A 23,507-nucleotide genomic window follows, 5' to 3' on the forward strand; every position below is an offset into this window, starting at 1 on the left:
TGGGGTTGTGGTTGGGTGTGTGGTTGGTTTTTTGATTTGTGGATAGTGTGCGCGAGTGTCTTGTATCTGTGGTGGTCAAGTGTGTGTGGCATACGGTGGATGCCTTGGCACCAGGCGCCGATGAAGGACGTGGGAGGCCGCGATAGTCCACGGGGAGTTGTCAACCAGGCTGTGATCCGTGGGTGTCCGAATGGGGAAACCTAGCTCGAGTTGTGTCGGGTTGCTGCTGTCTGAATGTATAGGGCAGTGGTGGTGACGCGGGGAAGTGAAACATCTCAGTACCCGCGGGAAGAGAAAACAATATGTGATTCCCTTAGTAGTGGTGAGCGAATGGGGATGTGGCTAAACCATGCGCGTGGGATAGGCGGCGGCTGTTGCGTGTGTGGGGTTGTGGGATGTGCCTGTGTCTGGTCTGCCGGCTGGGCGGGTGTTGTGTTGGGGTAGTTGAAGCCGTTGGAATGCGGTGCCGGAGTGGGTGAGAGTCCCGTAGGCGAAGGTCTGACATGATGTCTGGGGCATGGTCCCGAGTAGCGCGGAGCTCGTGGAATTTCGTGTGAATCTGGCAGGACCACCTGTCAAGCCTGAATACGTCCTGGTGACCGATAGTGGACGAGTACCGTGAGGGAAAGGTGAAAAGTGCCCCGGTGAGGGGTGGTGAAAGAGTACCTGAAACCGTGTGCTGTCAAGCCGTCAGAGCACCTGTGGGTGTGATGGCGTGCCTTTTGAAGAATGAGCCTGCGAGTTGTGGTGCGTGGCGAGGTTAACCCGTGTGGGGGAGCCGTAGCGAGAGCGAGTCTTAAAGGGGCGTTTGAGTCGCGTGCTGGAGACCCGAAGCGGGGTGATCTACCCATGTCCAGGGTGAAGCGGCTGTAAGAGGTCGTGGAGGCCCGAACCCACCAGGGTTGAAAACCTGGGGGATGAGGTGTGGGTAGGGGTGAAAGGCCAATCAAACCCTGTGATAGCTGGTTCTCCCCGAAATGCATTTAGGTGCAGCGTCGTGTGGTTCCTGTTGGAGGTAGAGCGACTGGTTGGTTGATGGGCCTTTGCGGGTTACTGATGTCAGCTAAACTCCGAATGCCAATGGGTGTGAGCGCGGCAGTGAGACTGCGGGGGATAAGCTCCGTGGTCGAGAGGGAAACAGCCCAGATCATCAGCTAAGGCCCCTAAGCGTGTGCTGAGTGGGTAAGGTTGTGGAGTTGCCCAGACAACCAGGAGGTTGGCTTAGAAGCAGCCATCCTTGAAAGAGTGCGTAATAGCTCACTGGTCAAGTGGTTCTGCGCCGATAATGTAGCGGGGCTTAAGTACACCGCCGAAGCTGTGGAGCCCCCCGGTTGGGGGGTTGGTAGGGGAGCGTCGTGCCCGCGGTGAAGCGTTCGGGTGACCGGGTGTGGAGTGGGTGCGAGTGAGAATGCAGGCATGAGTAGCGATACCAGTGTGAGAAACACTGGCGCCGAGTGACTAAGGGTTCCTGGGGCAGGTTGATCCGCCCAGGGTGAGTCGGGGCCTAAGGCGAGGCCGACAGGCGTAGTCGATGGATGACGGGTTGATATTCCCGTACCCGTTCGCGAGCGTCCCATACCGCTGCCAACTGATGCTAACCACACTCATGTGCTTGCTGCCCTTTTGGGGTGGTGGGGGCATGGTGTGGGGTCCGATGTTGGTGGGTGGTCAGTGATGGGGTGACGCAGTGGGGTAGCCCAGCCCGGGCGATGGTAGTTCCCGGGATAAGCGTGTGGCCCGCGGCCCAGGGAAATCCGGGCCGCAAGTGGGTGAGGCGTGATGTCGAGCCGTGTGTGGCGAAGTGGGTGATCCCGTGCTGCCGAGAAAAGCCTCTAGCGAGTTCGTGGGCGGCCCGTACCCGAAACCGACGCAGGTGGTCTGGTTGAGTAGACCGAGGCGTTCGGGTGAACCATGGTTAAGGAATTCGGCAAATTGTCCCCGTAACTTTGGGAGAAGGGGAGCCCTGTCTGGTGATGAGACGTAGCTCTTTGAGCTGGGTGGGGTCGCAGATACCAGGGGGAAGCGACTGTTTACTAAAAACATAGGTCCGTGCGAAGTCGTAAGACGCGGTATACGGACTGACGCCTGCCCGGTGCCGGAACGTTACGAGGACCGGTTAGCTCTTTAGGGGTGAAGCTGGGAATCTAAGCGCCGGTAAACGGCGGTGGTAACTATAACCATCCTAAGGTAGCGAAATTCCTTGTCGGGTAAGTTCCGACCTGCACGAATGGCGTAACGACTTCCCCGCTGTCTCAACCATGGGCCCGGTGAAATTGCACTACGAGTAAAGATGCTCGTTTCGCGCAGCAGGACGGAAAGACCCCGGGACCTTCACTATAGCTTGATATTGGTGTTTGGGATGGTTTGTGTAGGATAGGTGGGAGCCGGTGAAGCGGCCACGCTAGTGGTGGTGGAGGCGTTGGTGAAATACCACTCTTGCCTTGTCGAGCACCTAACCCGCGCCCGTGATCCGGGTGGGGGACAGTGTCTGGTGGGTAGTTTAACTGGGGCGGTTGCCTCCTAAATGGTAACGGAGGCGCCCAATGGTTCCCTCGGCCTGGTTGGTAATCAGGTGGTGTGTGTAAGGGCATAAGGGAGCTTGACTGTGAGACGGACGTGTCGAGCAGGTGCGAAAGCAGGGCCTAGTGATCCGGCGCCGGCGTGTGGAAGTGGCGTCGCTCAACGGCTAAAAGGTACCCCGGGGATAACAGGCTGATCTTCCCCAAGAGTCCGTATCGACGGGATGGTTTGGCACCTCGATGTCGGCTCGTCGCGTCCTGGGGCTGGAGTTGGTCCCAAGGGTTGGGCTGTTCGCCCATTAAAGCGGCACGCGAGCTGGGTTTAGAACGTCGTGAGACAGTTCGGTCCCTATCCGCTGCGCGCGTTGGAGACTTGTGAAGGGCTGTCCCTAGTACGAGAGGACCGGGATGGACAGACCTCTGGTGTGCCAGTTGTCCTGCCAAGGGCATGGCTGGTTGGCTACGTCTGGATGTGGTAACCGCTGAAAGCATCTAAGTGGGAAACACGCTTCAAGATGAGGTCTCCCACCCCTATGGGGGGTAAGGCTTCCCAGAGATGATGGGGTTGATAGGCCGGAAGTGGGAGCCCTGTGAGGGGTGGAGCTGACCGGTACTAATCGGCCGAGGGCTTGCCCACCGCAGATGCTGGACACTCGCGCACACACACCCCCACACACGCCCGCGCGTGGGTGGGGATCCACAAATCAGGTGAGTTTCGTGGTGGCCATAGCGTGGGGGAAACACCCGGACCCGTTCCGAACCCGGTCGTTAAGCCCCACAGCGCCGATGGTACTGCCCCCATGGTGTGGGGTGGGAGAGTAGGACACCGCCACGATTACCCCAAAAGGAGGGGTGGGAGCACAGCTCCCACCCCTCCTTATTTTCATGCCCCAGGAATGGGAACGCGTACTTGATTTTCCTGGGGATTGCGGATATTCCGGAGAGCACCCCGTCCGATGTGGAGAGGACCTGTGTGGACCTTGGATCGAGGTCGTTAGGCGATCTCCCCGAGCGGATGCTCGCGATCCCAGGCGGGGACATCGTTCTCCGCGACGAGGGAGCGAAGCGAAACTGGGAGGTCGAGGTTCGGCCCTTCCTCCTGGCGCCCCATCCCGTGACCCGCGAGTTGTACAGCGTGGTCCAAGGTGCGGCCCCAGCGAGTTCCGCGGGATCGCGGACCCCGGTAACGGAGGTCTGCTGGATCGAGGCCGTTCGGTTCTGCAACCTGCTCTCCCAAGAGACAGGGCTTTCCCCCTGTTACTCGATCGGCGATGACCCCGACGGTCAGGATGTGGTCTGCGACTGGGAGGCTGACGGTTATCGGCTTCCCACCGAGGCGGAGTGGGAGTACGCATGCCGGGCCGGGAGCTCAGGTGACCGCTACGGAGAGCTGGACGAGATCGCCTGGTACCGCGGGAACTCCGATGGCATGGTGCACGACGTAGCCGCCAAGGTTCCCAACGCGTGGGGACTCCACGACATGATCGGCAACGTTTGGGAATGGTGCTGGGATGTCTACGACCCTCGTGTCTACGGCCCCTACCGGGTGTTCCGCGGTGGAGGATGGCAGGACCACCCCCGCGGGTGCCGCGCGTCGTCCCGACGCAAGAGCCACCCGACCCTGCGTATCGACGACCTGGGATTCCGACTGGCCCGAACACGGTGAGAGACCAGCTCGACCACTCGGCGTCCACCTACTGTGCGCTGGGGCGTCCGCACCCTCGCCGTATCCTTGGCGCACCCTTGGTGCGCCCTCCGAGACAGACCAACGAGTCGACCACTCCCCCGGCCGGTTTCCAGGGAGCGCTCCTCAGCGGGCTTTGCGCTCGCGGGTGGTCTCTCTGAGGTAGGACTCCCAGGTTTGGTGCCCTTCCCGGTGATCCGGAGCCAGCAACATACCTGACCGCAGCGCCGAGCCCAGCGCGCCGGGAAGAGGGATGCTCGTTGCCCGCGCGCGGACGTGGCGTGCGGCGAGATACAGGTTCGCGAGATCCCTGGCGGTCCGGACCTCTGGACCGCCAATATCGGGCACGCGTCCCTGCGGTGGGCCCTTCACGAACTCCACCAGTCGTTCCGCCACGTCGGCGGCCGCGATGGGCTGAAGATACGTCTTCGCTGGCACCGGCACCACCGGGGAACGACTGGCCGCGTCCAGCACCCATTCGAGGAGCTCGTGGAACTGCGTCGCGCGCAGGATCGTGTGGCCCAGCCCCGATTCCTCGAAGAGCCCTTCCACGGCCGCCTTGGTCTGGTTGTAACTGGACGGAATCCGGTCGCAGCCGACGATGGACACGAAGATGACGTGCTCGACACCGGCCCGTCCCGCCTCGCTCAGCAGGTTTCCTGCCTGCGTTACGTCCCGCGTTCTCTCCCACGGGTCGCTGGCGCAGTGGATAACCGTTGTGCAATCCTGCACCGCCTGCCTGACCCTGTGACCGCTGGTGAGGTCGCCGGTGAACCACTCAGCTCCGTTCGGCCAGACCGGGGCTGAACGCCGGCTCAGCACGCGCGTCTCCTCGTCCGCGTCGATCAGTCGTTCCACGACATGCCGGCCGAGTGTCCCGGAACCGCCGGTGACGAGCGTCGTTGCCATAGGGCCCCCTTCTCTCCCCAGTGATCATGCCTCGGTGAGACGGCTATTAGCCGTTGCGTCGCCCGCTACCCCGAGTTGCCTTTCGGCCCACCCGGGTGTCGCCATGTCAACCGAACGGAAACCGGAAACCGGACGGCGGCAACCGCGTCGCCCCACGAGACCGCGGCAGGCGTGGGCGCGGGTGGGCAGAGCAGTGCGGCCACAAAGCGACGCGGCGCCATGTCGCGCTCTCACGCTGCTCGTACGTGGGGAACGGCGGCGTTCGGGGTGCCTTGGGGTGCCCTGTGGTGGCTCGCTCGGCGGTGTGATGCGGCGATCCCATCGGGAGGTGCAGATGGTCCCGCCACTCGGGTGGATCGTCCTGGGGCCGCGAAGGGAGTTCCAACGGAGGTCTGTTCGGTCAGGTTCACTGGGCACGATGCGGCCGGCCAGTTGGCCGTCGTGCGGGACGAGACTGTGCGCGCTCCTCGGGCTGCTGTTCCCGGAGGCCGGATCGACCGGCGACGTGTGGGCGGCACGAGAGGTCTCGTTATTCGCCGGTCCAGCCGGTCCACCAGAGACAGCGCGCTCCGGTCATCCCGCTCGGCAGCGGTGAGACACGATGCGTCGCGTGGTTCCCTGTCCTGGGCCTCGGCACACGCGCACTACACGGCGGGCGGCGACCGCCTGCCGCACGGTGGGGGAAGAGAGGGCTACTCTTCTTCGTCGGGGTCGTCCGCGGAGGGCTCCATTAGTTGCTGTATCAGCGCGATGAATTCGTCGTCGGTCATCGCTGCCCAGTCGACACGCTCACTCATGGTCAGGGGGTTTCCCTGGGTTCAAGATCAATAAGCATGAAAAGCCCGATCTCGCCGAACAACGGTCAGTGACCAGGGGAGTTCGCGAGCGCCCCGTTCCCGCCGAATCCCTGACACGGGTACAGCAAGTGCGTTACCAGGCGTTTCGCGGACGAAGCGATGCACTGGGGTGATCCGGGGGACCATGCCGACGCGCCGCTACGCTTTTCATGAAATGTCCACATCCGGCCGAAGCGCGGCCGAACGCACTGGGGCAACCCCCGTGGCCCCGCGTATCCGTTTGGGGACCGTGGGATACGGCGGCGACGGGGCCGGGACGCCGCTGGAGCGGGCTGGCGCCGATCAGAGTTGGCGGTTCACGGCACTGCGACATTGCGGGCACCGGCAGCGCTTGTTGTATCCGGTGACGGTGCCGTGCGGAAGATCGGGATCGCGCTCCGCCATCAGCGTGGTGTCGAGCTGTTCTCCGAAGGCGCTCAGGATACGCGCGGCCGAGAACACACGACGCGGGTTCACCCCCAGCTCACGTGCCGCGTCGTCGACGTGGGCCCCTGTGCGGATCTTCGCGATGAGCCGCGATCGGACGGACGGTGGGACCTCCTGTTCGGCGTTCGCGATCAACTGCTCAGTGTCGTCGATGGGATGCTTCATAGGGTTCCTAGCGTGTTCACGAGGGCGAATACCCTCAGCGATCCATCCTGCATCGTATGTTCTCCCGGAACTTCTATGGTCGCTGTCGAGTGAGCGCCGCTGTGCACGCTGTAACGGCGCGCACACCTCCGCACCCCTACATCTCCCCGCCCTGGGCTGCGTCTGCCGCTGGTCTCCGCGGCGGCCGTGGTCGTGGGCGCGATGCACCGCGGCCGAGCCCCGGATCGCGGGGAGCGTTCAGGCGCCCGCTACCCCGGCTGGACACGGTTGCTACGCCGATTCCGGATGAGCTGAATGGGCAGGATAGACCCGGTGGTTCGGGGCGGACGAGCGCGACAGGGTGAGCGCCCCAATGGCGGGCTGGCACATGGACACCAGCATTCGCACGCGTCACATCTCCCTGGGTGGCGGGTTCCAGTCCCGAAAGGGCAGCCGCGCCCGTACTCGCGGTGCGGTACCGCTGCGGACGACGTGTGCCTTTCCTGGGCGATCGCTGGTGACCTGCGAGGGTCCCCCGGATCGCGGCGGACGGCGAGTTCCCTGTTTGGCATGGACCGAAATCCGGGGTGGAGCGGCGGAACGAAGAGGTACCGCGTTCGGGAGGCCGATTTCTAGAAATGCATTGCTAGAGGCTAGGTCGAGTGCTTCTCTGGAGTCACGGCACTTGTACCCAGTGTTTATGGACAGCGTCATGACCAGTCCTACCGTTCGACGCCGCCGGCTTTCCGCGGAGTTGCGCAAGCGTCGTGTCCAAGCCGGAATGACACTCAGCGATGTTGCCGACGTGCTCGAATGGTCCCCGGCCAAGCTCGGGCACATTGAGACCGGGATCCGCAAGTGGCCCTCGGTCATCGAGGTCTCCGCTCTACTCCGGCTGTACGGAGTCACCGGAGGCCAGCGTGAGGCGATCCTCACTCTGGTACGCGAGTCGCGTCTGCGTCCCTGGTGGACCGAGTACGAGGACGTGATCTCCTCGGCGTACGTGGGGAACGAGGCGGGCGCTGTGTCCATCGACACCTATGCCGGGATGCTCGTACCGGACCTCCTCCAGGTGCCCGAGTACACTGCGGCGTTCGCGCGCTCGCAGGGACGTACCGAGCGCGCGGTTGAACGCACGGTGGCGGCGTACCTGAAGCGCCAGGAAGCGCTCGACCGCGACCCGCTGGAGCGGTACCACGCGGTGGTGGAGGAGGACGCCCTGCAGCGTCTCGGCTCCGACCGGCGGCTCCTGAACGCCCAGCTACGCCGGCTGATCGAGCTCGGGACGGAGCACGACCGCGTTGTGCTCCAGTTGCTTCCCACGTCGGCAGGGCTGCATGCGGGGGCCGCCGGACCGTTCACCGTACTCGGGTTCGACGAGGACGAGGCGTCCCTCGCCTTCGTCGACGCTCCCCAGGGAGGTGGGATCGTGGAGTCCGACGACGGCGTGCACCGGTGCCAGGGCGTCTGGCGGCGCATCACCGCGGTCGCGAGCACCCGCGAGTCCACGGTCAGTACGCTGCGGAGGCTCGCGTTGCTCACCTGAGTTTCACGCCACACGCCCCGCTGCCGGGAGCAGCCGGTGCGCGGCGCGAAGCCTCATCGTCCCATCCGCCTGGGTGGTTCGGTCCCGACTCGCGGAGGCCATCGAAAACGCTTGGAGTGAAACGACCCCTGTAGAGCCGGGATCGGACACTTCGGGTTGCTAGTCTGCTTGGAGACAACTCCATACAGTTCTAAACTGACGCCTTCCGCTCGGGTGGACGGGCAGACAGGGATCGGCCGGGCATCCCGGCCGGGACCGCTCCGATCTCCGAGCTGCGCGTCCAAGCAAGACCCGAATACCAATGACCGAAGAAGGGGTCCACGCCGTGAAGAAGATCATTGTCCTGGTGTTGGTGGCGCTCGGAGCGTTCGCCATCTACCGCAAGATCCAGGCCGACCGCGCCGAGCTTGATCTGTGGACGGAAGCCACCGCGGCCAGCGACAGCTAGAACCAGGTAGAGCCATCCAGCCACGGCACGTGCCGACGTGCCGATGGCTGTTGCTTTTGTGCCGGGAGACGTGGGCGGACGTTCGTCCCCTTGCCGACGCCCGCGCCTCCAGGCACAAGCAGCCTTTCGTTCGCTCTGGAGACTTGGAGAAACCCGGTCGGCGCTGCTGGCCGAAACCGGTATGCTCTCCATTGACCGACGTCAGGGGCCATAGCTCAGAAGGTAGAGCGCCGGTTTTGCATACCGGAGGTCAGGGGTTCGATTCCCCTTGGCTCCACGATTGTCTTCGCGGAACACGCGAACACCAACGGCCGCCCGAGGCTCGTTCTCGGGCGGCCGTCGCGCATTCAGCGCACATGGGGTCAGGAGCATCACGCGGCCCGCACCCGCACCCGCACCGGAGCCGGGAGCCTTCCAGCTTCACGAAAACCACTCCGGGAAGGTCCGGAGCGATCAGGTGGGCGTTGGTCCCGCACCGTCCCGGGCGCCATGTCCGTCTGCGACGCCTCATCGAGCCGTAGGGCGGTCACTGTTGCCGCCTACGGGGATCCCGCCGCAGGCGGCAACAGTCAGCGCGCTGGTGTGGTACGGGTCAGCCGGCGCTGACCTCTTCAGGATTCCGAGGCAAGTGTTCCCCTTCGGCCGTCCCCGCGCCGTCGTCGGCCGCCAGCGGGTCGGCTTTGGGTAGCCACCGCAGCGCCAGCGCGCCCATGGCCGCGTGGATCAGGCCAGCCACGACCACGACCGCGTGCAGCCCGGTGACGAAGGCGGACTTGGCCTCGATGATCACCGCCGGCGCCAGTCCGGGGAGCTCCGCCGTCTCGTTCAGCGTCGGGGCGAGGTCCGGGCCCAGCAGCCGGAAGACCAGGGCGGCCATAGAACCCAGCAAGGCGATGCCCAGGGCGTTACCGATCTCGTTGGAGGTCTCGGCCATCGCGGCGGCCGAGCCGGCCCGCTCGGTGGGAACCGCGGCCACGGCCACGTCGGCCACCACGGCGAAGGAGATCCCGTAGCCCAACCCGGCCACGATCATGGCGGCCACGTACCAGCCCGCGCCGCCGGTGACGCTGGTCATCAGGAACAGCGACAGCCCCGCGGCGATGGCGAAGTGGCAGATGACCAGCGCCGCCCGGGTACCGATGTGCCCGACCACCATAGGGGTGACGATGCAGGTGACCGTGAGCACCAGGGCGCCGGGAACGGCGAGCATGGCGGCCTGGAAGACCGTCATCTCCAGCACTGTCTGCAGGTAGACGCCCGAGAGGTAGGCGGTGGCCGACCAGGCGGCCAGGGGCAGCAGCCCGGTGATGATCGCGATGCTGAACACCCGGTCACGGAAGAGCGCGAAGTTGATCAGGGGGTGGTCCAGGTGGCGCTGGCGCCGGGCGAAGACCACCAGGATCACCGCGCCGACGAGTCCCGCGGCGGCCGGGGCCACCGCCAGGCCCTCGGCGGCCAGGGTCTTGACCGCGTAGATGGCCAGCAGCAGGCCCACCGCGGAGAGTGCGACGCTGAGCGTATCCACGCGGCCGGGGCGGGTGACCTTCACCTCGCCCAGCAGGATCGGGGCGAGAATCAGGAACAGCGCCACCACCGGCGGGTTGACCAGGAAGACCGAGCCCCACCAGAAGTGGCTGAGTAGCTGCCCGCCGACGATCGGGCCGATAGCGAAGCCCGCGGCGAAGGCCGAGGCGAAGATCCCGATCGCCTGGGCGCGTCGGCGCGGGTCGGGGAACAGCTCACTCAGCACGGCCAGCGCCGACGGCAGCAGCGTGGCACCGGCGATGCCCATCAGAGCCCGGAAGGCGATCAGCAGCTCGGCGTTGGGGGCGAACGCCGCCCCGGCCGAGGCGAGTCCGAAGAACAGTGTGCCGATCAGCAACAGCCTGAGCCGGCCGTAGCGGTCACCGATGCTGCCGAAGGCCACCAGCAGCGATCCCACCGCGAAGCCGTAGATGTCGAGGATCCACAGCGCCTGGTCGCCGGTGGGGGCAAGCGCGTCGGTGATCCTGGGCATCGCCAGATACAGGATGGAGTTGTCCATCGCCACCAGCAGCACCGGGCCCAGGATCACCGCGAGACCCAGCCAGGCCCGAAGGCCGGGCGGTCGTTGTGCTTCAGGAGATGCGTGTCGCGTGTTCATGCCGACAACGGTGGCCCCGCGCCACGGGACCAACCAGCCCACAGCGGTGGGTACACCCGACAGGGATACCCCCGGGTGGAGGGTCTCGGGCTAGGCTCGGTGCTATGGAACTGGAGACGTTGGGCGTCTATCTCAAGTCACGCCGCGACCGGGCCACCCCCGCCGATGTCGGACTGCGCACCTACGGCACGGCCCGCCGCGTGCCGGGCCTGCGGCGCGAGGAGCTGGCCCACCTGGCCGGGGTCAGCGTGGGCTACTACACCCGCCTGGAGCAGGAGCAGGCGGGAACCGCCTCACAGCAGGTGCTCGACGCACTGGCCCGGGTGTTGCGGCTGGACCCCGCTGAGCGGCTCCACCTGCACAACCTCGCCGACCGGCCGACCGTGCCGGGACTGTCCCGGCCCGAACCCGAGCAGCCGCACCGGCGGGTGCTGGCACTCCTGGAGTCGCTGGGCGAGTCCACCCCGGCCGTTGTGCTCGGGCGCCGCGGAGACGTGCTGGCCTGGAACCGGAGCGGGCACGCGCTCCTGGCCGAGCACGCCGACTTCGAGGCGCCCGGCGACCCGGAGCGGCGCCCGTCCGTCCCACGGATGTTCTTCCTGGACCCGCTCACCCGCGACCTGCACCGCAACTGGGCGGAGCTGGCCCGCGTCCACGTGGGGTACCTGCGGCTGACCGCGGGCCGGCACCCGACCGACGCCCGGCTGGCCGAGCTGATCGGCGAGTTGGCCATGCGCAGCGGCGACTTCGCCGCGCTCTGGGCCGACGGCGACGTCGCCGACTGCACCGTGGGTCGCATGGACCTGCGGCATCCCACTGTCGGGGAGCTCAGCGTGGACTACCAGGTCTGGCTGCAGCCCGAGAGCCCGGACCACAGGCTCGAGGTCTACACCCCCAACGGCGGGGCCTCGGCCGACGCGCTGCGCCTCCTGGCCGAACTCCGGGCCGGTAGCCCCTTGTGGGAAGCCGAGGAGGTCTGACCGCCTCCCGGATCCCGAGCCCATCCCACCCCGCGGGAGCAGGGCAGCGCCCATTCTCGGCCCAGGGCTGATACATAACGGGGACGGAACGCGGCGCGTATCCATTGCGCACGGCGCTGAGGAAGGCGGGGAACCGGCGGGGTTTCGCCTCGCCGGTGAAAGGGCGGACGGACACGTTCGGGCAGGCCCGCCAGCCGCGTTCAGGGGGCGCGTACCGGAGATCAGAGGTTCGGCTCCACTTGGCTCCGCAAGGCACGGGGCCACAGTCGCCGTCGTCATCGAACGGCTGTGACTCGGCTCTTATGGCCTGCCCTCATACGGGCCGCCTCGGAAGTACACGCTCTTGTGCGACCGGGGTCGGTCACCGCGTTCATGCGCGGCATCGGACCGGTCGGCCGGTTCCGACCGGTTGGCCAGAGCCCGCAGTTTCTCCAGGCCGGCCAGAACCTCGGCGCGGTTGTCAGACCTCTTCATCCATCGTGGCAGCCGCGCGAACATCGACATCGTTGGGCGCGCTCCGTTGCGCTCGCGCAGTTGGGCGCCGATATAGGCCGACAGTTCGTTGACGTGCTCCTCGTTGTAGGCCCACAGGGTCTGGCCGACACAACGGGTCTGCAGCCATAGCGGCCGCCGGAAGAACGGGTCTTCAGTGCCGCCCAGTACCGCGCCAGCAAGCCCGGCACCCCGTACTTCCGGTTCCCAGTCCGCGACGGCACCGCACCCTCCGCAGGCCAGTCGGCGTGGCCGGAACAACAGCTCACTGAAGTACTTGGGTGCGGGAAGACCAGGCCGGGGAACGACGAGTGCGCGGGCGCCGCATTCCGGGCAGACCACAAGCATTCGGCCAGCGAACTCAGCCAGCGATCGCCCCGGGGCGTAGTGGCGGGTTGTATCGGTGGCCGGTTCAGCGTCCATGGCGGACACCATCGCAGGTTCCCCATGCTGTCCGCGCCCGGTTTTTCGTACGCGGCCCGCAGCGCTGCATGGCCTCAGGCGCGGGGCTGGCCCGTATCGGCGCCGTAGCGTAGTCCGTCGATGAGGACGGCGATCATGCGTTGGCTGTACTCGGGTCCCTCGTCAGCCGCGGGATGGCACAGATGGGCGACGGTACGCAGGAGGTCCTCGGGGCTGATGTCGGAGCGGACCTCGCCGTTGGCTGTCGCGGCGTCGAGTAGTGACCCGAGGGCGGGTCCGAGTTGTTGCATGAAGTAGCCGGGCAGTTCGTCGAACGCCGGATCGCCCGAGTGAAGCGCTTTGGCGAGTCCTCGTTTGGTCGCGAGGAACTCGGTGTAGCGGTGGATCCACTTCTCGAATGCGGCTCCCGGCTCGTGTTCCGCGGCCAGGGCGGGGGCCGTGTCGGCGCAGGCGTCCACCCCGCGCTGAAACACGGCCACGATCAGGTCCGAGCGCTTCGGGAAGTGCCGGTACAGCGTTCCGACTCCGACGCCGGCCAGATCAGCGATCTCCTTCGCGGGCGCATCCACGCCTGACGTGTTGAAGACGGTCTTGGCTGCCTCAAGCAGGGAGTCGATGTTGCGTTGCGCGTCGGCGCGCAGCCGACGCCCAGTGCGTTCGGGTGTGCCCGTCGAGCCGGTCGGGTCGACTTCGGTCGGCGCCGTGTTCTCCGTCACCTCACCCCTCCCTTGTTTTCCGGAATGTATTTCCGTATTTTTCTGGAAAGGCGTTCCGCTTCGGCTCACAGCGTACGGCATCGAAGGAACGCTCACCACACCTCGACCACCACAGGAGAACCGTATACAGTATGCATTGCCGCGCGCTGGGTCAGACCGGTATCAAGGTCAGCCCTTACGCGCTCGGCGCACTGATGTTCGGCACGTCCATCGGCAACCCCGACCACGACGACTCGATCAAGATCATCCACAAGGTACTGGACGCGGGGATGAACCTCATCGACACCGCCGACGCGTACTTCCAGGGCGCGTCCGAAGAGGCTGTGGGCAAGGCGCTCAAAGGGCGTCGCGACAGCGTCGTCGCGACCAAGTTCAGTCTCCCGATGGGTTTCGAGCCTCCGCCGCCGACCCGCCAGTGAACGCGCTGCCGTCTGACCACACCACCCTGACCGCTCTTGCACGGCGGACGTGTCCGCGGCCCCGCTGTGCTCCAGGCCCCCCCGAACGCAACGCGCAGGTGCGGCAGCGCGACCGCGCACACCTGCACGCTCGGAAACCGACATACCGCACTGTGAACGCCAACGAAAGCGGGCACTCCCGCGGAAACTCCTTCCGCTGTCCGGAGCTCCGACGCCGCCCGCCAGCAGATCCGCTCGCGAGACATACCCCGCCTGTACCCGCGGCCCGAATCGATCGGCCGACGCCGCCCAATCGAGTACGGCCCCCCCCGGGGGGCGGGTGTTGATGTGCTCAGTGGTGTAGTCGGGGTCCCGCACCGGCGCGGGCGCCCAAGCGTGATCCCACCATCGCGCAGCACGAACGTAGGAGACCCGACCGTGCGCAGTTTGACCAGTCCCCCCCGGTTTCACCGGCGTCGAGAGGACCCAACCCCGCAGGTAGGAGAGAGCCCGTGCTGATCGGCATCCCGCGCGAGTCCAAACCCGGCGAGACCCTGGTCGCCGCGACCGCCAAAACCGCCACGCAGTTGCAGAAGCTGGGCTATGACGTGGTCGTCGAGTCCGGAAGCGGCGAAGCCGCGGAGCAGACCGACGCCGTCTTCGGTGCCGCCGATGTGCGCGTCGGCAGTGCCGAGGACGTCTGGGCCGCCGACATCGTCGTCAAGGTCAACGCCCCGAACGACGACGAGATCAGCCGGCTCCACAAGGGCGCGACACTCGTGTCGATGATGGCTCCCGCCCGCAACCCCGAACTGGTCGGCAAGCTCGCCGACGCCAGAGTGACCGGGCTGGCGATGGACGCGGTGCCGCGGATCTCCCGCGCGCAGTCGATGGACGTGCTGTCGTCGATGGCCAACGTCGCGGGCTACCGGGCGGTGGTCGAGGCGGCGCACGAATTCGGTCGTCAGTTCACCGGTCAGGTGACCGCGGCCGGCAAGATCCCGCCGGCACGCGTGTTCGTGGTCGGCGCCGGGGTCGCCGGGCTGGCCGCGATCGGCGCCGCGAGCGCGATGGGCGCGGTCGTCCGGGCTTTCGACGTACGCCCCGAGGTGGCGGAGCAGGTCGAGTCGATGGGCGCGGAGTTCGTCACCGTCGATATGCGGTCGGAGGTCTCCTCCGACGGCTATGCCGGGGAGATGACCGAGGACCAGGAACGCGCGACCGCCGCGATGTACGACGAGGAGGCCCGCAACGCCGACATCGTCATCACCACGGCGCTGATCCCTGGTCGTCCGGCGCCGGAACTGATCCGCGCCGAGACCGTCGCCGGCATGGGCAACGGCAGCGTCATCGTCGACATGGCCGCCGCCAACGGCGGCAACTGCGACCTCACCCGGGCCGACGAAAAGGTCGTGACCGACAACCAGGTCACCATCCTCGGCTACACCGACCTCGCCGGCCGGCTCGCCGCGCAGACCAGCCAGCTCTACGGCACCAACATCGTCAACCTGTTCAGGCTGCTCACCCCGGAGAAGGACGGGCAACTCACCCTCGACTTCGACGACGTCGTCCAACGCGGCATCACCGTCAGCAACGACGGCGAGAGTATGTGGCCGCCGCCCCCGGTGGAGGTGTCCGCGGCACCCAAGCAGCGCACCGCGACCGAGCCGGCCGAGGCACCGAAAGCGAAACCGGAGAAGCCCAGGGACCCCAAGCGCAAGTGGTACGCCGCCGGTCTGGCCGCGGCGTTGTTCGCGCCGGCGGCGGCGTTCTCCCCCACCGAGTTCCTCGGGCACCTCACGGTGTTCGTGCTGGCCGTCTTTGTGGGCTACTACGTCATCTCCAACGTCGCCCACGCGCTCCACACGCCACTGATGTCGGAGACCAACGCCATCTCCGGGATCATCCTGATCGGCGGGATCCTGCAGGTCGGCAGGGACAACCTGCTGGTTACAGCCCTGGCTTCGCTCGCGGTTCTGATCGCCAGCATCAACATCTTCGGCGGGTTCCTGGTGACGCACCGCATGCTCGCAATGTTCCGGAAGGGCTGACCCCACATGACCGACGTCCTCCACTCCACCGAGCTCAATGGGCTCATCCAGGGCGCCTACATCATCGCCGCCGTCTGCTTCGTCGCCGCTCTTTCGGGGCTCAGTAAGCACGAGACCGCGAGGGCCGGGAACATCGCCGGGATGACCGGCATGGCCATCGCGCTGTTGGCGACGTTCGCGCTTGCGGCCCGCGAGGCCGAGCGGTCCATCCCCGTCACGCTCGCGGTCATCGTCGGCACGATGGCTGTCGGCGCCGCGATCGGCGCCTGGCGGGCGCGCACGGTCGAGATGACCGGCATGCCGCAGCTGATCGCGCTGCTGAACTCCTTTGTGGGGCTCGCCGCCGTGCTGGTGGGATACAACTCCTACCTGGAGCACGGCCACGCCGGCACGATCCACGACGCCGAGGTGTTCCTCGGGGTCTTCATCGGTGCTGCCACCTTCACCGGGTCGATCGTCGCCAACCTCAAGCTCAGCGCGAGGATGAGGTCCGCGCCGCTGGTGCTGCCCGCACGGCACCTGCTCAACCTGCTGATCCTCATCGTTTCGGCCGGTCTGCTCGGCTGGTTCATGAGCAACGCCTGGCAGGTGTCCGGGCACGACCTCGGACTCGGGATCATCCCGTTGGCCGGGATGACAGTGCTCGCCCTGTTCCTCGGCTTCCACCTCGTGGCGGCGATCGGCGGCGGCGACATGCCCGTCGTGGTGTCGATGTTCAACTCCTACTCGGGCTGGGCGGCCGCGGCCGCCGGCTTCCTGCTCGGCAACAACCTGCTCATCATCACCGGCGCGCTCGTCGGTGCCTCCGGTGCGATCCTCAGCTACATCATGTGCACGGCGATGAACCGCTCGTTCATCTCGGTTATCGCCGGCGGCTTCGGTGCCGACCCGGTGCCGTCGGGCGGCGACGGGGAGCAGGGCGAGCACCGCGAGGTGCTGGCCGACGAGGCGGCAGAGGTGCTCACGGGGGCCGACTCCGTGGTGATCACACCGGGCTACGGCATGGCGGTCGCCCAGGCGCAGTACCCCATCGCCGAGCTCACCGCCAAACTCCGCGCGAAGGGTGTCGACGTGCGCTTCGGCATCCACCCGGTCGCCGGCCGTCTCCCCGGCCACATGAACGTCCTCCTGGCCGAGGCGAAGGTGCCCTACGACATCGTCCTCGACCTGGACGAGATCAACGACGACCTCGGCGAGACGGACGTCGTGCTCGTCATCGGATCCAACGACACGGTCAACCCGGCCGCCGCAGAGGATCCGGGCAGCCCGATCGCCGGCATGCCTGTCCTGGAGGTATGGAACGCCACCGAGGTCATCGTCTTCAAGCGATCCATGGCCACCGGGTACGCCGGCGTCCAGAACCCGCTGTTCTTCCGCGACAACACCCGCATGCTCTTCGGTGACGCCAAGGGGAAGGTGGAGGACATCCTCCACCACCTCACCGCCTGAAGCGCTGGGGTGAGCTGGAGTGGAGCGCGGGCATCGACGTCCTACCAGGGATGGCCGCCCCGGAGACGCGTGAGCGTCGGTGTTTCGCGGCGCTCGCCGGGGAGCGCAACCTCAGCCGCGGCCGTGCGAGGCGGCGGGCGCGCCCGCCGCCTCGCACGGCCGCGCCCCCTCCGGGGCCGGACCCTGAATGACCCCTGAGGCGACCCTGGATGTTCGTCCGCGGCCCTGACCCCGGGGACGCCGGTCCTCTACGGTGGCGGTATGGGACGCATACTCTTGATCATCGCCGTGGCCGTCGCCGTCATCATTGTTGCGGGAGCGCTCTTCAGTCTGCTGATGGGCCTGTTGAAGTGGGGACTGATCCTCGGCGCCATCCTCCTGGGCGTCGTCGGGGTGTCCAAACTGGTGAAGTCGCGCTCCGGGCGCAGGTGAGCCCTCCCGCGATCGCCGCCGAGCGCGCCGGTCGTGGGGACCGGCGGCCTTGGGTCGAGCTGGTCGTGGCAGCGGCGGGCAGGCCGTGTAGTGGATGACAGGCGAGGACGGCCGGTCTGAGGACGTCTTCGCACCATTGGCGGAAGCTGCTCAGGTTGGTGGACTCCGGGATACGCACAGTGGCGCGGGTCGGCCGGGTCAGTTCGGGGCGTGTTCCAGGTGACCGCCGACCAACGCCAGTTCCCCGGAGTCGGTGAGAGCCTTGATCGCGTCGTCCAGCGCTGCTCGGACGTCGGTGCCGCGGCGTTGCCATCCGAACAGCCGGGCGACACGCACGGACACGTCCTCGGGCGTGATGGCGTGCGCCTCCCCGACAATCCGGGTGATGGCGAGCCGCAGCTCACGCGGTGGGACATGCTTGGCCTCCCGCCGGGAGTCCGGATCGTCCGTGGGGACCCGCACGGTGGCCAGCACGTTCGAGGGCGTGCTGAGGAAGCTGTGGTCCTCCCGCTCCAGGTGACCCCCCTGGACGAGGTCGCGCACGGCCTGGTCGAACGCGCTCCGGATCCGCGAGCCGGCGCGGCCGGCGCCCCAGGCGGTCCGTACGGCCCGCAGCACGCGCTCCTCGTGCACCGGCCCCTCCGACCGCACCGCCCGCGCGATCAGCGTGCGCAGCACGTCTCGCGCCTCGGGCTCGTGCATGCCGAAGCTCGTGTCCACGCCGTCGATTTCGGCGGTCCGGTACGGCTCGGTCCACCGGGGATCGGCGTCGAGGTCGGCCTCCTCCCGCTGCACCACCACCGACGGCTCCGCCGCCGGAGCCGTCGCGGCGCGCTCGTCGAAAGTGCCGGCGACCGCCTCCTCCACGGCGGCGCGCAGGCGCGCCTCCTGGCCCGCCCGGTCCCGGTACCAGGCGGTGCCCCAGATCCGGTGGATGTTCCAGCCCAGCCCTTCGAGGATGCTTTGCCGCAGCCGGTCGCGGTCGCGGGCGACCTTCGACGAGTGGTACATCGCGCCGTCGCACTCCACACCGAGGGCGAACGTCCCCGGCCGTTCGGGATGGGTCACCCCAATGTCGATGCGGTATCCGGCGACGCCGACCTGGGGCTCAGCGTTGTACCCCCACGACCGCAGCGCCCCCAGCACCTCCTCCTCGAACGGGCTCTCCGGCTCGCTGCCGTGCTCGACGGTAGCGGCGGCGAGAGCGGAGGTGCCGCGTTCGGCGAAGTCGAGGTAGCCCTTCAGGTGCCGCAGCCCGTTGGATCTCACCGGGTTCGGGAAGTCTCCGGCGTGCACGGACGTCACGATCTCCACCCGGCTCTTCGCGCGCGTGATGGCGACGTTGAGGCGCCGTTCGCTCTTCGACCCGCTCAGGTGCGGGATCTGCAGCGTGAACCTGCCGTGCTCGTCCGGGCCGTAGCCGACACTGAAGATGATCACGTCGCGCTCGTCGCCCTGCACGTTCTCCAGGTTCTTGACGAAGAACCCGCCGATCCGGTCCTCGGTGCGCAGCCCGGCGAGCTCGGGATACTCCGCCGAACGCAGTTCGAGCTCCCGCTCGATCGCGTCCTCCTGGGAGCTGGAGAAGGTCACCACGCCGAGTGTCAGGTCGGGGTGGTGGCGCCGGTGGTGGAGTACCCGCTCGATCACCTTCCGCGCCTCGACTGGGTTGTCCTTGGTGCCGCCGCGGCGGTACACGCCGTCGACCTTGATCAGCTCGACGCCGACATCGGCCCCCTCCTCGCTCGCGCCGGGGAAGGTCAGCAGCCGGCCGTCGTAGAAGTTGTAGTTGGAGTAGGTGATGAGCGACTCGTGCCGGCTGCGGTAGTGCCAGAGCAACGGGAGCGACCGCAGCGCGCCCGCCTTGCACAGGTCGAGCACCGAATCGAACTCGTCGATCTGCTCCTCGTCGTAGGTGTCGTCCCCCGCGTCGCCGATGGCGGCGAAGAAGCTCGTGGGCGGGAGCTGCCGTTGGTCCCCGGCGACGATCAGCTGGTTTCCCCGGTAGACGCAGTTCACCGCGTCGGAGGGCCGCACCTGGGACGCTTCGTCGAAGATCACCACGTCGAAGCGCATCGTCGGGGGCAGGTACTGGGAGACCGACAGGGGGCTCATCATGAAGCACGGTTTGAGCGCCCGCACCACACCACTGGACTTCTCCAGCAGGTCCCGGACCGGCATGTGCCGCCGTTTCTTCTCCGCCTCCCGCTGGATGACCCCGGCGGCACCGGCGGCGGAGGTCGGACGGCGGGCCGTGCAGGCGTTGATCACACGGGCGGCGGCGGATTCGACCTGCTGCCTGTCGAGGTCGCGGAACTCCGCCACGAGGGCGTCCCGGTCGGCCGCGCGCAGTGCTCCCAGGCGCTCGGCGTCCGACCGCAGCACGTCGTCGGCCCACGCCTCCAGTACGGCGCGCTCGATGATCGGCCGCACGTCCTCGGCAGCGATCCGTTGCTCGGCGCAGAAGCCCACGACGGGTTCGAGCCCTTGGTTCGCCAGCCACGCCGTCGCTTGCGCGTAGGACGCCCACACCTCGATGTCGCCGACGGTGTTCCGCAGCGTGCGCAGCAGCGCCCGCACGTCGTTGAAGGCTCCGTCCAGCTCCGCGGCGACGGCCTCCGCTCTCGACTCCGTGAACTGCCCGGTGATCCGCGCGCTGGCCTTATCCCATGCGGTGAGGCACTGGCGAAGCTCGTCGGGCGAGGTGTCGGTCGCCGCGAGCGCTTCAGCGGCACGGGGGCCGGCGGGGCCCCCAAGGGCGGTCCGCACCAGCTCCGCCCACGCCAGCGCGTGGTCCACCGCGGCCCAGTCCGTGCGCACCCCGGCGAAGCGCTCGCCGAACCGCGACGCGTCGTCGTCGAACGTCCCTTCCACCGATGCGCGCAGGCGTTCCACGTTCGACGCTCGTTCCAGTACGTCCCGCGAGAACGCGAGCGTCACCGGATCGCCAGTGGTCTCGGAGACGTGCTCGACCGTCTCGCCGAGGACCTCAAGCCTCTCGGCGGTGTTCTCGCACCACGAGCGCACCTCGGCGATCGGTATGGTGCGAAGCTGGTCAGTGGCGGGGCCGAGGATCCGGCGCGCCTCGTCGAGCCAGGAGGTGACCGCCGTCCCCAGCCGGCGGGCCACCAGCACCAGGTCCGGGTCAGGCGACTCGCCCCGGGCGAGCTGCCGGGTGAACGCCTCTCCCGCGCCGCCCCCGGCGAGCCGCACCGCGTCCCGGGCGACCTGGATCGCGGTGGCGATCCGGTCGAAGTCGGCCGAACCACGCTGGTAGTAGTGCGTGCCGAGGGTATCCACGTGGTGTGACTCGGCGGTGGTGAGGCGGTCGGCGAGCTCTTGCCAGGCGGCGGCGTCGCCCAGCCGCTCGCGCACCCGCCGGTCCACCTTCCCGGAGACGGTGTACGGCGCCAGGGTGCGCTTGTCCTCCCGGTAGGCGGAGCGGAGCTTGCCCAGTCCCCGATGGACCTCGGCGAACCGGGTGCGCAGTGAGCGCAGGTCGAGTTCCAGCACGTCGCCGGTGAACACATCGCGCAGGTCGTCCCGGCGTTCGAGGAACTCGCGGTGCAGTTCACCGAGCACCCGGTGGGCCTCCTCCAGGGCGGGCTGCGCCGCTGGGTTGAGCCATTGCGGTTCGGGCCGGGTCGGGGTGTCGACCAGGGCGCCCAGGTCGGCCAGCTCAGCGGCGCGGTCGATGCTGAATCCGCCCTCCGCCAGCCCGAAGCCGGCCGCCACGTGCCCCGCGTCCCCGGCGATCGTGTCGAGACGGTCGGAGCTGTCGCGCAGGAAGCGCACCATCTCGCGGAGCGTGCCGGCTGTGGCGTCGCCGTCCGGATCCAGTGGTGGCCGCGCCTGGCGCAGGGCCGCCATGGCGGCGTTGTGGTCCGGCGCGCCTCGCCCTTGGAGGTCGTCCGCGCCCGCACCGGCTCGCTCACGCAACTCGGTGTCCTCGGTCCAGAACCGCCGGGTCGCCTCCGACAGCTCCGCGGACCGTTGCCGGAGCGTGTCGAGCGTGCCGGTGCTCAGCCAGGCGCTCGGGACGGCCGTACGTTCGTTGAGCAGCACCAGCAGGTCGAGGAGGCGGCGCCCGTCTGCCGGGCTGCCGTCCCAGCCCAGGCCGAACTCCTCTTCGATGGACATGACGAGATAGTGCAGGGAGTCGAGCGCGGACTCGGCGGCGGCGAGGTCGCGTTCCACCTCACTCTTGCGGGACGCGGACAGCGTCGCGTCCTTGAGGTCCCGCCACAGGAAGCCGTCCCCGCGTAGCACCGGATCCCAGGCGCGGCCGAGCGTGTCCGCGGTGTCGCGGATCGCGGAAAGCTTCTCCGCCCGCAACGAGCGACCGAAGCCGGTCGGGACCGGCGCCTGCGGGAAGGACTGCAGGGTCGCGACAGTGCCGAGGACCTGGTGCAGCGAGCGGCCGAGGGGGTGGCGTACCTCGTTCATCGCCTGCGCGTAGCCGGACAGCGCCTGGCGCCGCCGCTCCAGGTCGGTGCGCTGCTGCGCGGTGAACGCCCCGTTGGCGGTGGGCCGCGAGCGGAGGGAGCGGCCCAGTTCGGCCGCCACCGCCTTGCGGGTGGCGTCGTGGCTGTGTAGCTGGAGTGCGAACTCGTCGAGGTGGGCGTCCTTGAGCCGGTTGTGGACGACCTCAAGGGCCGCCGCCTTCTCACTGACGAACAGAACGGACTTTCCCGCGTGCATCAGCTCGGCGATGGTGTTGGTGATCGTCTGGCTCTTCCCGCTGCCCGGCGGGCCGTCCATGACGAAGCTGTGCCCGTCCCGCGCGGCGAGGACGCATCTGCGCTGGGTGGCGTCGGCGTCCCGGATGCTGACGAGATCCTCGGGCGGCGCCGCCTCCTCCAGATGGTCCTCAGCGACGGGCTCGAAGTCGAACGATCCGGCGCTGGGCGCCTCCGTGCCCAGGGCGAGCACCTGGATCATGGGGTTGGCGGCCAGCTTCTCCTCGTTGTCGAGCAGGTCGCGGTACATTCCCTCCTTCTGGAAGGTGAATGTGGACAGGACAGTGCGGTGGGTGACCGACCACCCTTCCCGGCCCTGGACGAGTTCCTCGACCTCGCGGAGGAACCCGTCGAGCCCGTTCTCCTCGAAGGCGCCCACGCCCGGCAGCGTGAGGTCGAAGTCGCCCTCAAGTTTCACGGCCAGGGCGGGGTTGACCACCGGGTCGTCCTCGGTGCGCCGCAGCCGGAACGACTCGCGGAGACTGTCGCGGGCGACTGTCACGGGGAGCAGGAGAAGAGGGCTGACCGCGGGCTCGTCGTTGTCGGAGGACTCGCGCCACTCCAGCATTCCCAGGCCCAGGTAGAGCACCCACAACCCCTTGTTGAGGAACTCCTGGTTCGCCTTGCGTTCGAGCAGCCGAAGTGCCCGCCCGATCTGGTTCGCGTCCTTGTCCGCGATGACCAGCTCGTTGGGCTTGGGTGCGGGGGTGCTGTCGCTGGCCTCGGAGTCCTCGGACGGCGGGAGATAGAAGCTGAGCTGGCCGGCAGCGCCGCTGCGGTCGAGCCGGTTCAGGATCTCTACCGGCGCGGGATCGACAACCTCAAGGGAAGCTGTCTTGTTGTGCTTGAAGTACAGGAGCTGGTTCCTGCGCGACATGTTGATGAGTTCGTCGCGCTGTTTCCCCAGCCATTCGCGAGTCCGCGCGTCCGTGTCGTTCAACCGTCGAACCTCCCGGAGCAGACCACGCCAAGCGCCTCCAATTGTGGGACTTCCCGGGTGAGCACACGTCACGCTTCCTGCGTTGGTACCTCCCGGTCACCGGAAGGGCCGCGCTCGGCCGGGCCCGTGTGGCCGCGGGGCGATCCTCTCAGGAGAGGGCATCCGGAGACAGTGAGCCTGGGCCACCGGATACCGAGAGCCGAGCCATGCC

Annotated in this window: 14 protein-coding genes, 1 tRNA gene and 2 rRNA genes; 11 read left to right on the plus strand and 6 right to left on the minus strand. The window is 67.5% G+C overall.

All coding sequences use genetic code 11. The features are described from left to right. The first annotated feature begins 72 nt into the window (after positions 1 to 72). From F4561_RS30920 to F4561_RS30930, 3 genes are all read left to right on the plus strand, one after another. Positions 73 to 3,157, plus strand: a 23S ribosomal RNA gene (locus tag F4561_RS30920). Between the two features lie 78 nt (positions 3,158 to 3,235). After that, positions 3,236 to 3,354 (plus strand): 5S ribosomal RNA (gene rrf, locus F4561_RS30925). Between the two features lie 180 nt (positions 3,355 to 3,534). Then, positions 3,535 to 4,185, plus strand: coding sequence for a formylglycine-generating enzyme family protein (locus F4561_RS30930; RefSeq protein WP_184585215.1), 651 nt, complete (start codon positions 3,535 to 3,537; stop codon positions 4,183 to 4,185). 144 nt (positions 4,186 to 4,329) lie between these two features. On the opposite strand, the gene F4561_RS30935 is transcribed toward F4561_RS30930, so the two are convergent. Together F4561_RS30935 and F4561_RS30940 are read right to left on the minus strand one after the other, a co-directional pair. Next, positions 4,330 to 5,112: an SDR family oxidoreductase gene (locus F4561_RS30935; RefSeq protein WP_184585216.1), complete on the minus strand. Its 783-nt coding sequence runs from the start codon at positions 5,110 to 5,112 to the stop codon at positions 4,330 to 4,332. A 1,139-nt stretch (positions 5,113 to 6,251) separates the two neighbouring features. Beyond that, entirely contained in the window at positions 6,252 to 6,560 is a 309-nt protein-coding gene (locus tag F4561_RS30940; protein WP_184585217.1) for a hypothetical protein, read from the minus strand. Between the two features lie 760 nt (positions 6,561 to 7,320). Here F4561_RS30940 and F4561_RS30945 point away from each other — a divergent pair. The 3 genes from F4561_RS30945 to F4561_RS30955 all read left to right on the plus strand — a co-directional run bounded on the left by F4561_RS30945 (position 7,321) and on the right by F4561_RS30955 (position 8,810). Then, positions 7,321 to 8,085, plus strand: coding sequence for a helix-turn-helix domain-containing protein (locus F4561_RS30945; RefSeq protein WP_246438312.1), 765 nt, complete (start codon positions 7,321 to 7,323; stop codon positions 8,083 to 8,085). A gap of 325 nt (positions 8,086 to 8,410) precedes the next feature. Beyond that, entirely contained in the window at positions 8,411 to 8,533 is a 123-nt protein-coding gene (locus tag F4561_RS30950; RefSeq protein WP_312885751.1) for a DLW-39 family protein, read from the plus strand. A 204-nt stretch (positions 8,534 to 8,737) separates the two neighbouring features. Continuing rightward, positions 8,738 to 8,810: transfer RNA gene (locus F4561_RS30955), tRNA-Ala, on the plus strand. A gap of 315 nt (positions 8,811 to 9,125) precedes the next feature. Here the strand turns inward: F4561_RS30955 and F4561_RS30960 are convergent. After that, positions 9,126 to 10,676 carry an MFS transporter gene (locus F4561_RS30960; RefSeq protein ID WP_184585219.1) on the minus strand — a complete coding sequence of 517 codons (1,551 nt, stop codon included), beginning with the start codon at positions 10,674 to 10,676 and terminating at the stop codon, positions 9,126 to 9,128. A 104-nt stretch (positions 10,677 to 10,780) separates the two neighbouring features. On the opposite strand from F4561_RS30960, the gene F4561_RS30965 reads away from it, so the two are divergent. After that, positions 10,781 to 11,656 carry a helix-turn-helix domain-containing protein gene (locus F4561_RS30965; protein WP_184585220.1) on the plus strand — a complete coding sequence of 292 codons (876 nt, stop codon included), beginning with the start codon at positions 10,781 to 10,783 and terminating at the stop codon, positions 11,654 to 11,656. A 300-nt stretch (positions 11,657 to 11,956) separates the two neighbouring features. On the opposite strand, the gene F4561_RS30970 is transcribed toward F4561_RS30965, so the two are convergent. Together F4561_RS30970 and F4561_RS30975 are read right to left on the minus strand one after the other, a co-directional pair. Continuing rightward, entirely contained in the window at positions 11,957 to 12,571 is a 615-nt protein-coding gene (locus F4561_RS30970; protein ID WP_184585221.1) for a hypothetical protein, read from the minus strand. 74 nt (positions 12,572 to 12,645) lie between these two features. Further along, positions 12,646 to 13,287 (minus strand): TetR/AcrR family transcriptional regulator, encoded by a 642-nt coding sequence (locus tag F4561_RS30975; protein ID WP_312885731.1) that lies wholly within the window; start codon positions 13,285 to 13,287, stop codon positions 12,646 to 12,648. A 131-nt stretch (positions 13,288 to 13,418) separates the two neighbouring features. Here F4561_RS30975 and F4561_RS30980 point away from each other — a divergent pair, with 131 nt between their 5' ends. The 4 genes from F4561_RS30980 (at position 13,419) to F4561_RS30995 (ending at position 17,617) form a co-directional block, all read left to right on the plus strand. Next, the gene (locus tag F4561_RS30980) at positions 13,419 to 13,706 is read left to right on the plus strand and encodes an aldo/keto reductase (protein WP_184585223.1); all 288 of its coding nucleotides are present in this window, start codon (positions 13,419 to 13,421) and stop codon (positions 13,704 to 13,706) included. A gap of 491 nt (positions 13,707 to 14,197) precedes the next feature. Next, the gene (locus F4561_RS30985) at positions 14,198 to 15,736 is read left to right on the plus strand and encodes a Re/Si-specific NAD(P)(+) transhydrogenase subunit alpha (RefSeq protein ID WP_184585224.1); all 1,539 of its coding nucleotides are present in this window, start codon (positions 14,198 to 14,200) and stop codon (positions 15,734 to 15,736) included. A gap of 6 nt (positions 15,737 to 15,742) precedes the next feature. Further along, positions 15,743 to 17,185 (plus strand): Re/Si-specific NAD(P)(+) transhydrogenase subunit beta, encoded by a 1,443-nt coding sequence (pntB, locus tag F4561_RS30990; RefSeq protein ID WP_184585225.1) that lies wholly within the window; start codon positions 15,743 to 15,745, stop codon positions 17,183 to 17,185. A 261-nt stretch (positions 17,186 to 17,446) separates the two neighbouring features. Then, complete coding sequence (locus F4561_RS30995; RefSeq protein WP_184585226.1) at positions 17,447 to 17,617, plus strand: hypothetical protein; 171 nt, start codon at positions 17,447 to 17,449, stop codon at positions 17,615 to 17,617. A gap of 198 nt (positions 17,618 to 17,815) precedes the next feature. Here the strand turns inward: F4561_RS30995 and F4561_RS31000 are convergent, their stop codons facing one another. After that, positions 17,816 to 23,296 carry a DUF3320 domain-containing protein gene (locus tag F4561_RS31000; protein ID WP_184585227.1) on the minus strand — a complete coding sequence of 1,827 codons (5,481 nt, stop codon included), beginning with the start codon at positions 23,294 to 23,296 and terminating at the stop codon, positions 17,816 to 17,818. Positions 23,297 to 23,507 lie beyond the last annotated feature (211 nt).

The sequence above is a fragment of the Lipingzhangella halophila genome, from assembly GCF_014203805.1.
GTDB lineage: Bacteria > Actinomycetota > Actinomycetes > Streptosporangiales > Streptosporangiaceae > Lipingzhangella > Lipingzhangella halophila.

Coding starts and splice junctions, on each gene's coding strand:
- F4561_RS30930 (WP_184585215.1), top strand. CDS start 3,535: ATGCTCGCGATCCCAGGCGGGGACATCGTTCTCCGCGACGAGGGAGCG.
- F4561_RS30935 (WP_184585216.1), bottom strand. CDS start 5,112: ATGGCAACGACGCTCGTCACCGGCGGTTCCGGGACACTCGGCCGGCAT.
- F4561_RS30940 (WP_184585217.1), bottom strand. CDS start 6,560: ATGAAGCATCCCATCGACGACACTGAGCAGTTGATCGCGAACGCCGAA.
- F4561_RS30945 (WP_246438312.1), top strand. CDS start 7,321: ATGACACTCAGCGATGTTGCCGACGTGCTCGAATGGTCCCCGGCCAAG.
- F4561_RS30960 (WP_184585219.1), bottom strand. CDS start 10,676: ATGAACACGCGACACGCATCTCCTGAAGCACAACGACCGCCCGGCCTT.
- F4561_RS30965 (WP_184585220.1), top strand. CDS start 10,781: ATGGAACTGGAGACGTTGGGCGTCTATCTCAAGTCACGCCGCGACCGG.
- F4561_RS30970 (WP_184585221.1), bottom strand. CDS start 12,571: ATGGACGCTGAACCGGCCACCGATACAACCCGCCACTACGCCCCGGGG.
- F4561_RS30980 (WP_184585223.1), top strand. CDS start 13,419: ATGCATTGCCGCGCGCTGGGTCAGACCGGTATCAAGGTCAGCCCTTAC.
- pntB (WP_184585225.1), top strand. CDS start 15,743: ATGACCGACGTCCTCCACTCCACCGAGCTCAATGGGCTCATCCAGGGC.
- F4561_RS30995 (WP_184585226.1), top strand. CDS start 17,447: ATGGGACGCATACTCTTGATCATCGCCGTGGCCGTCGCCGTCATCATT.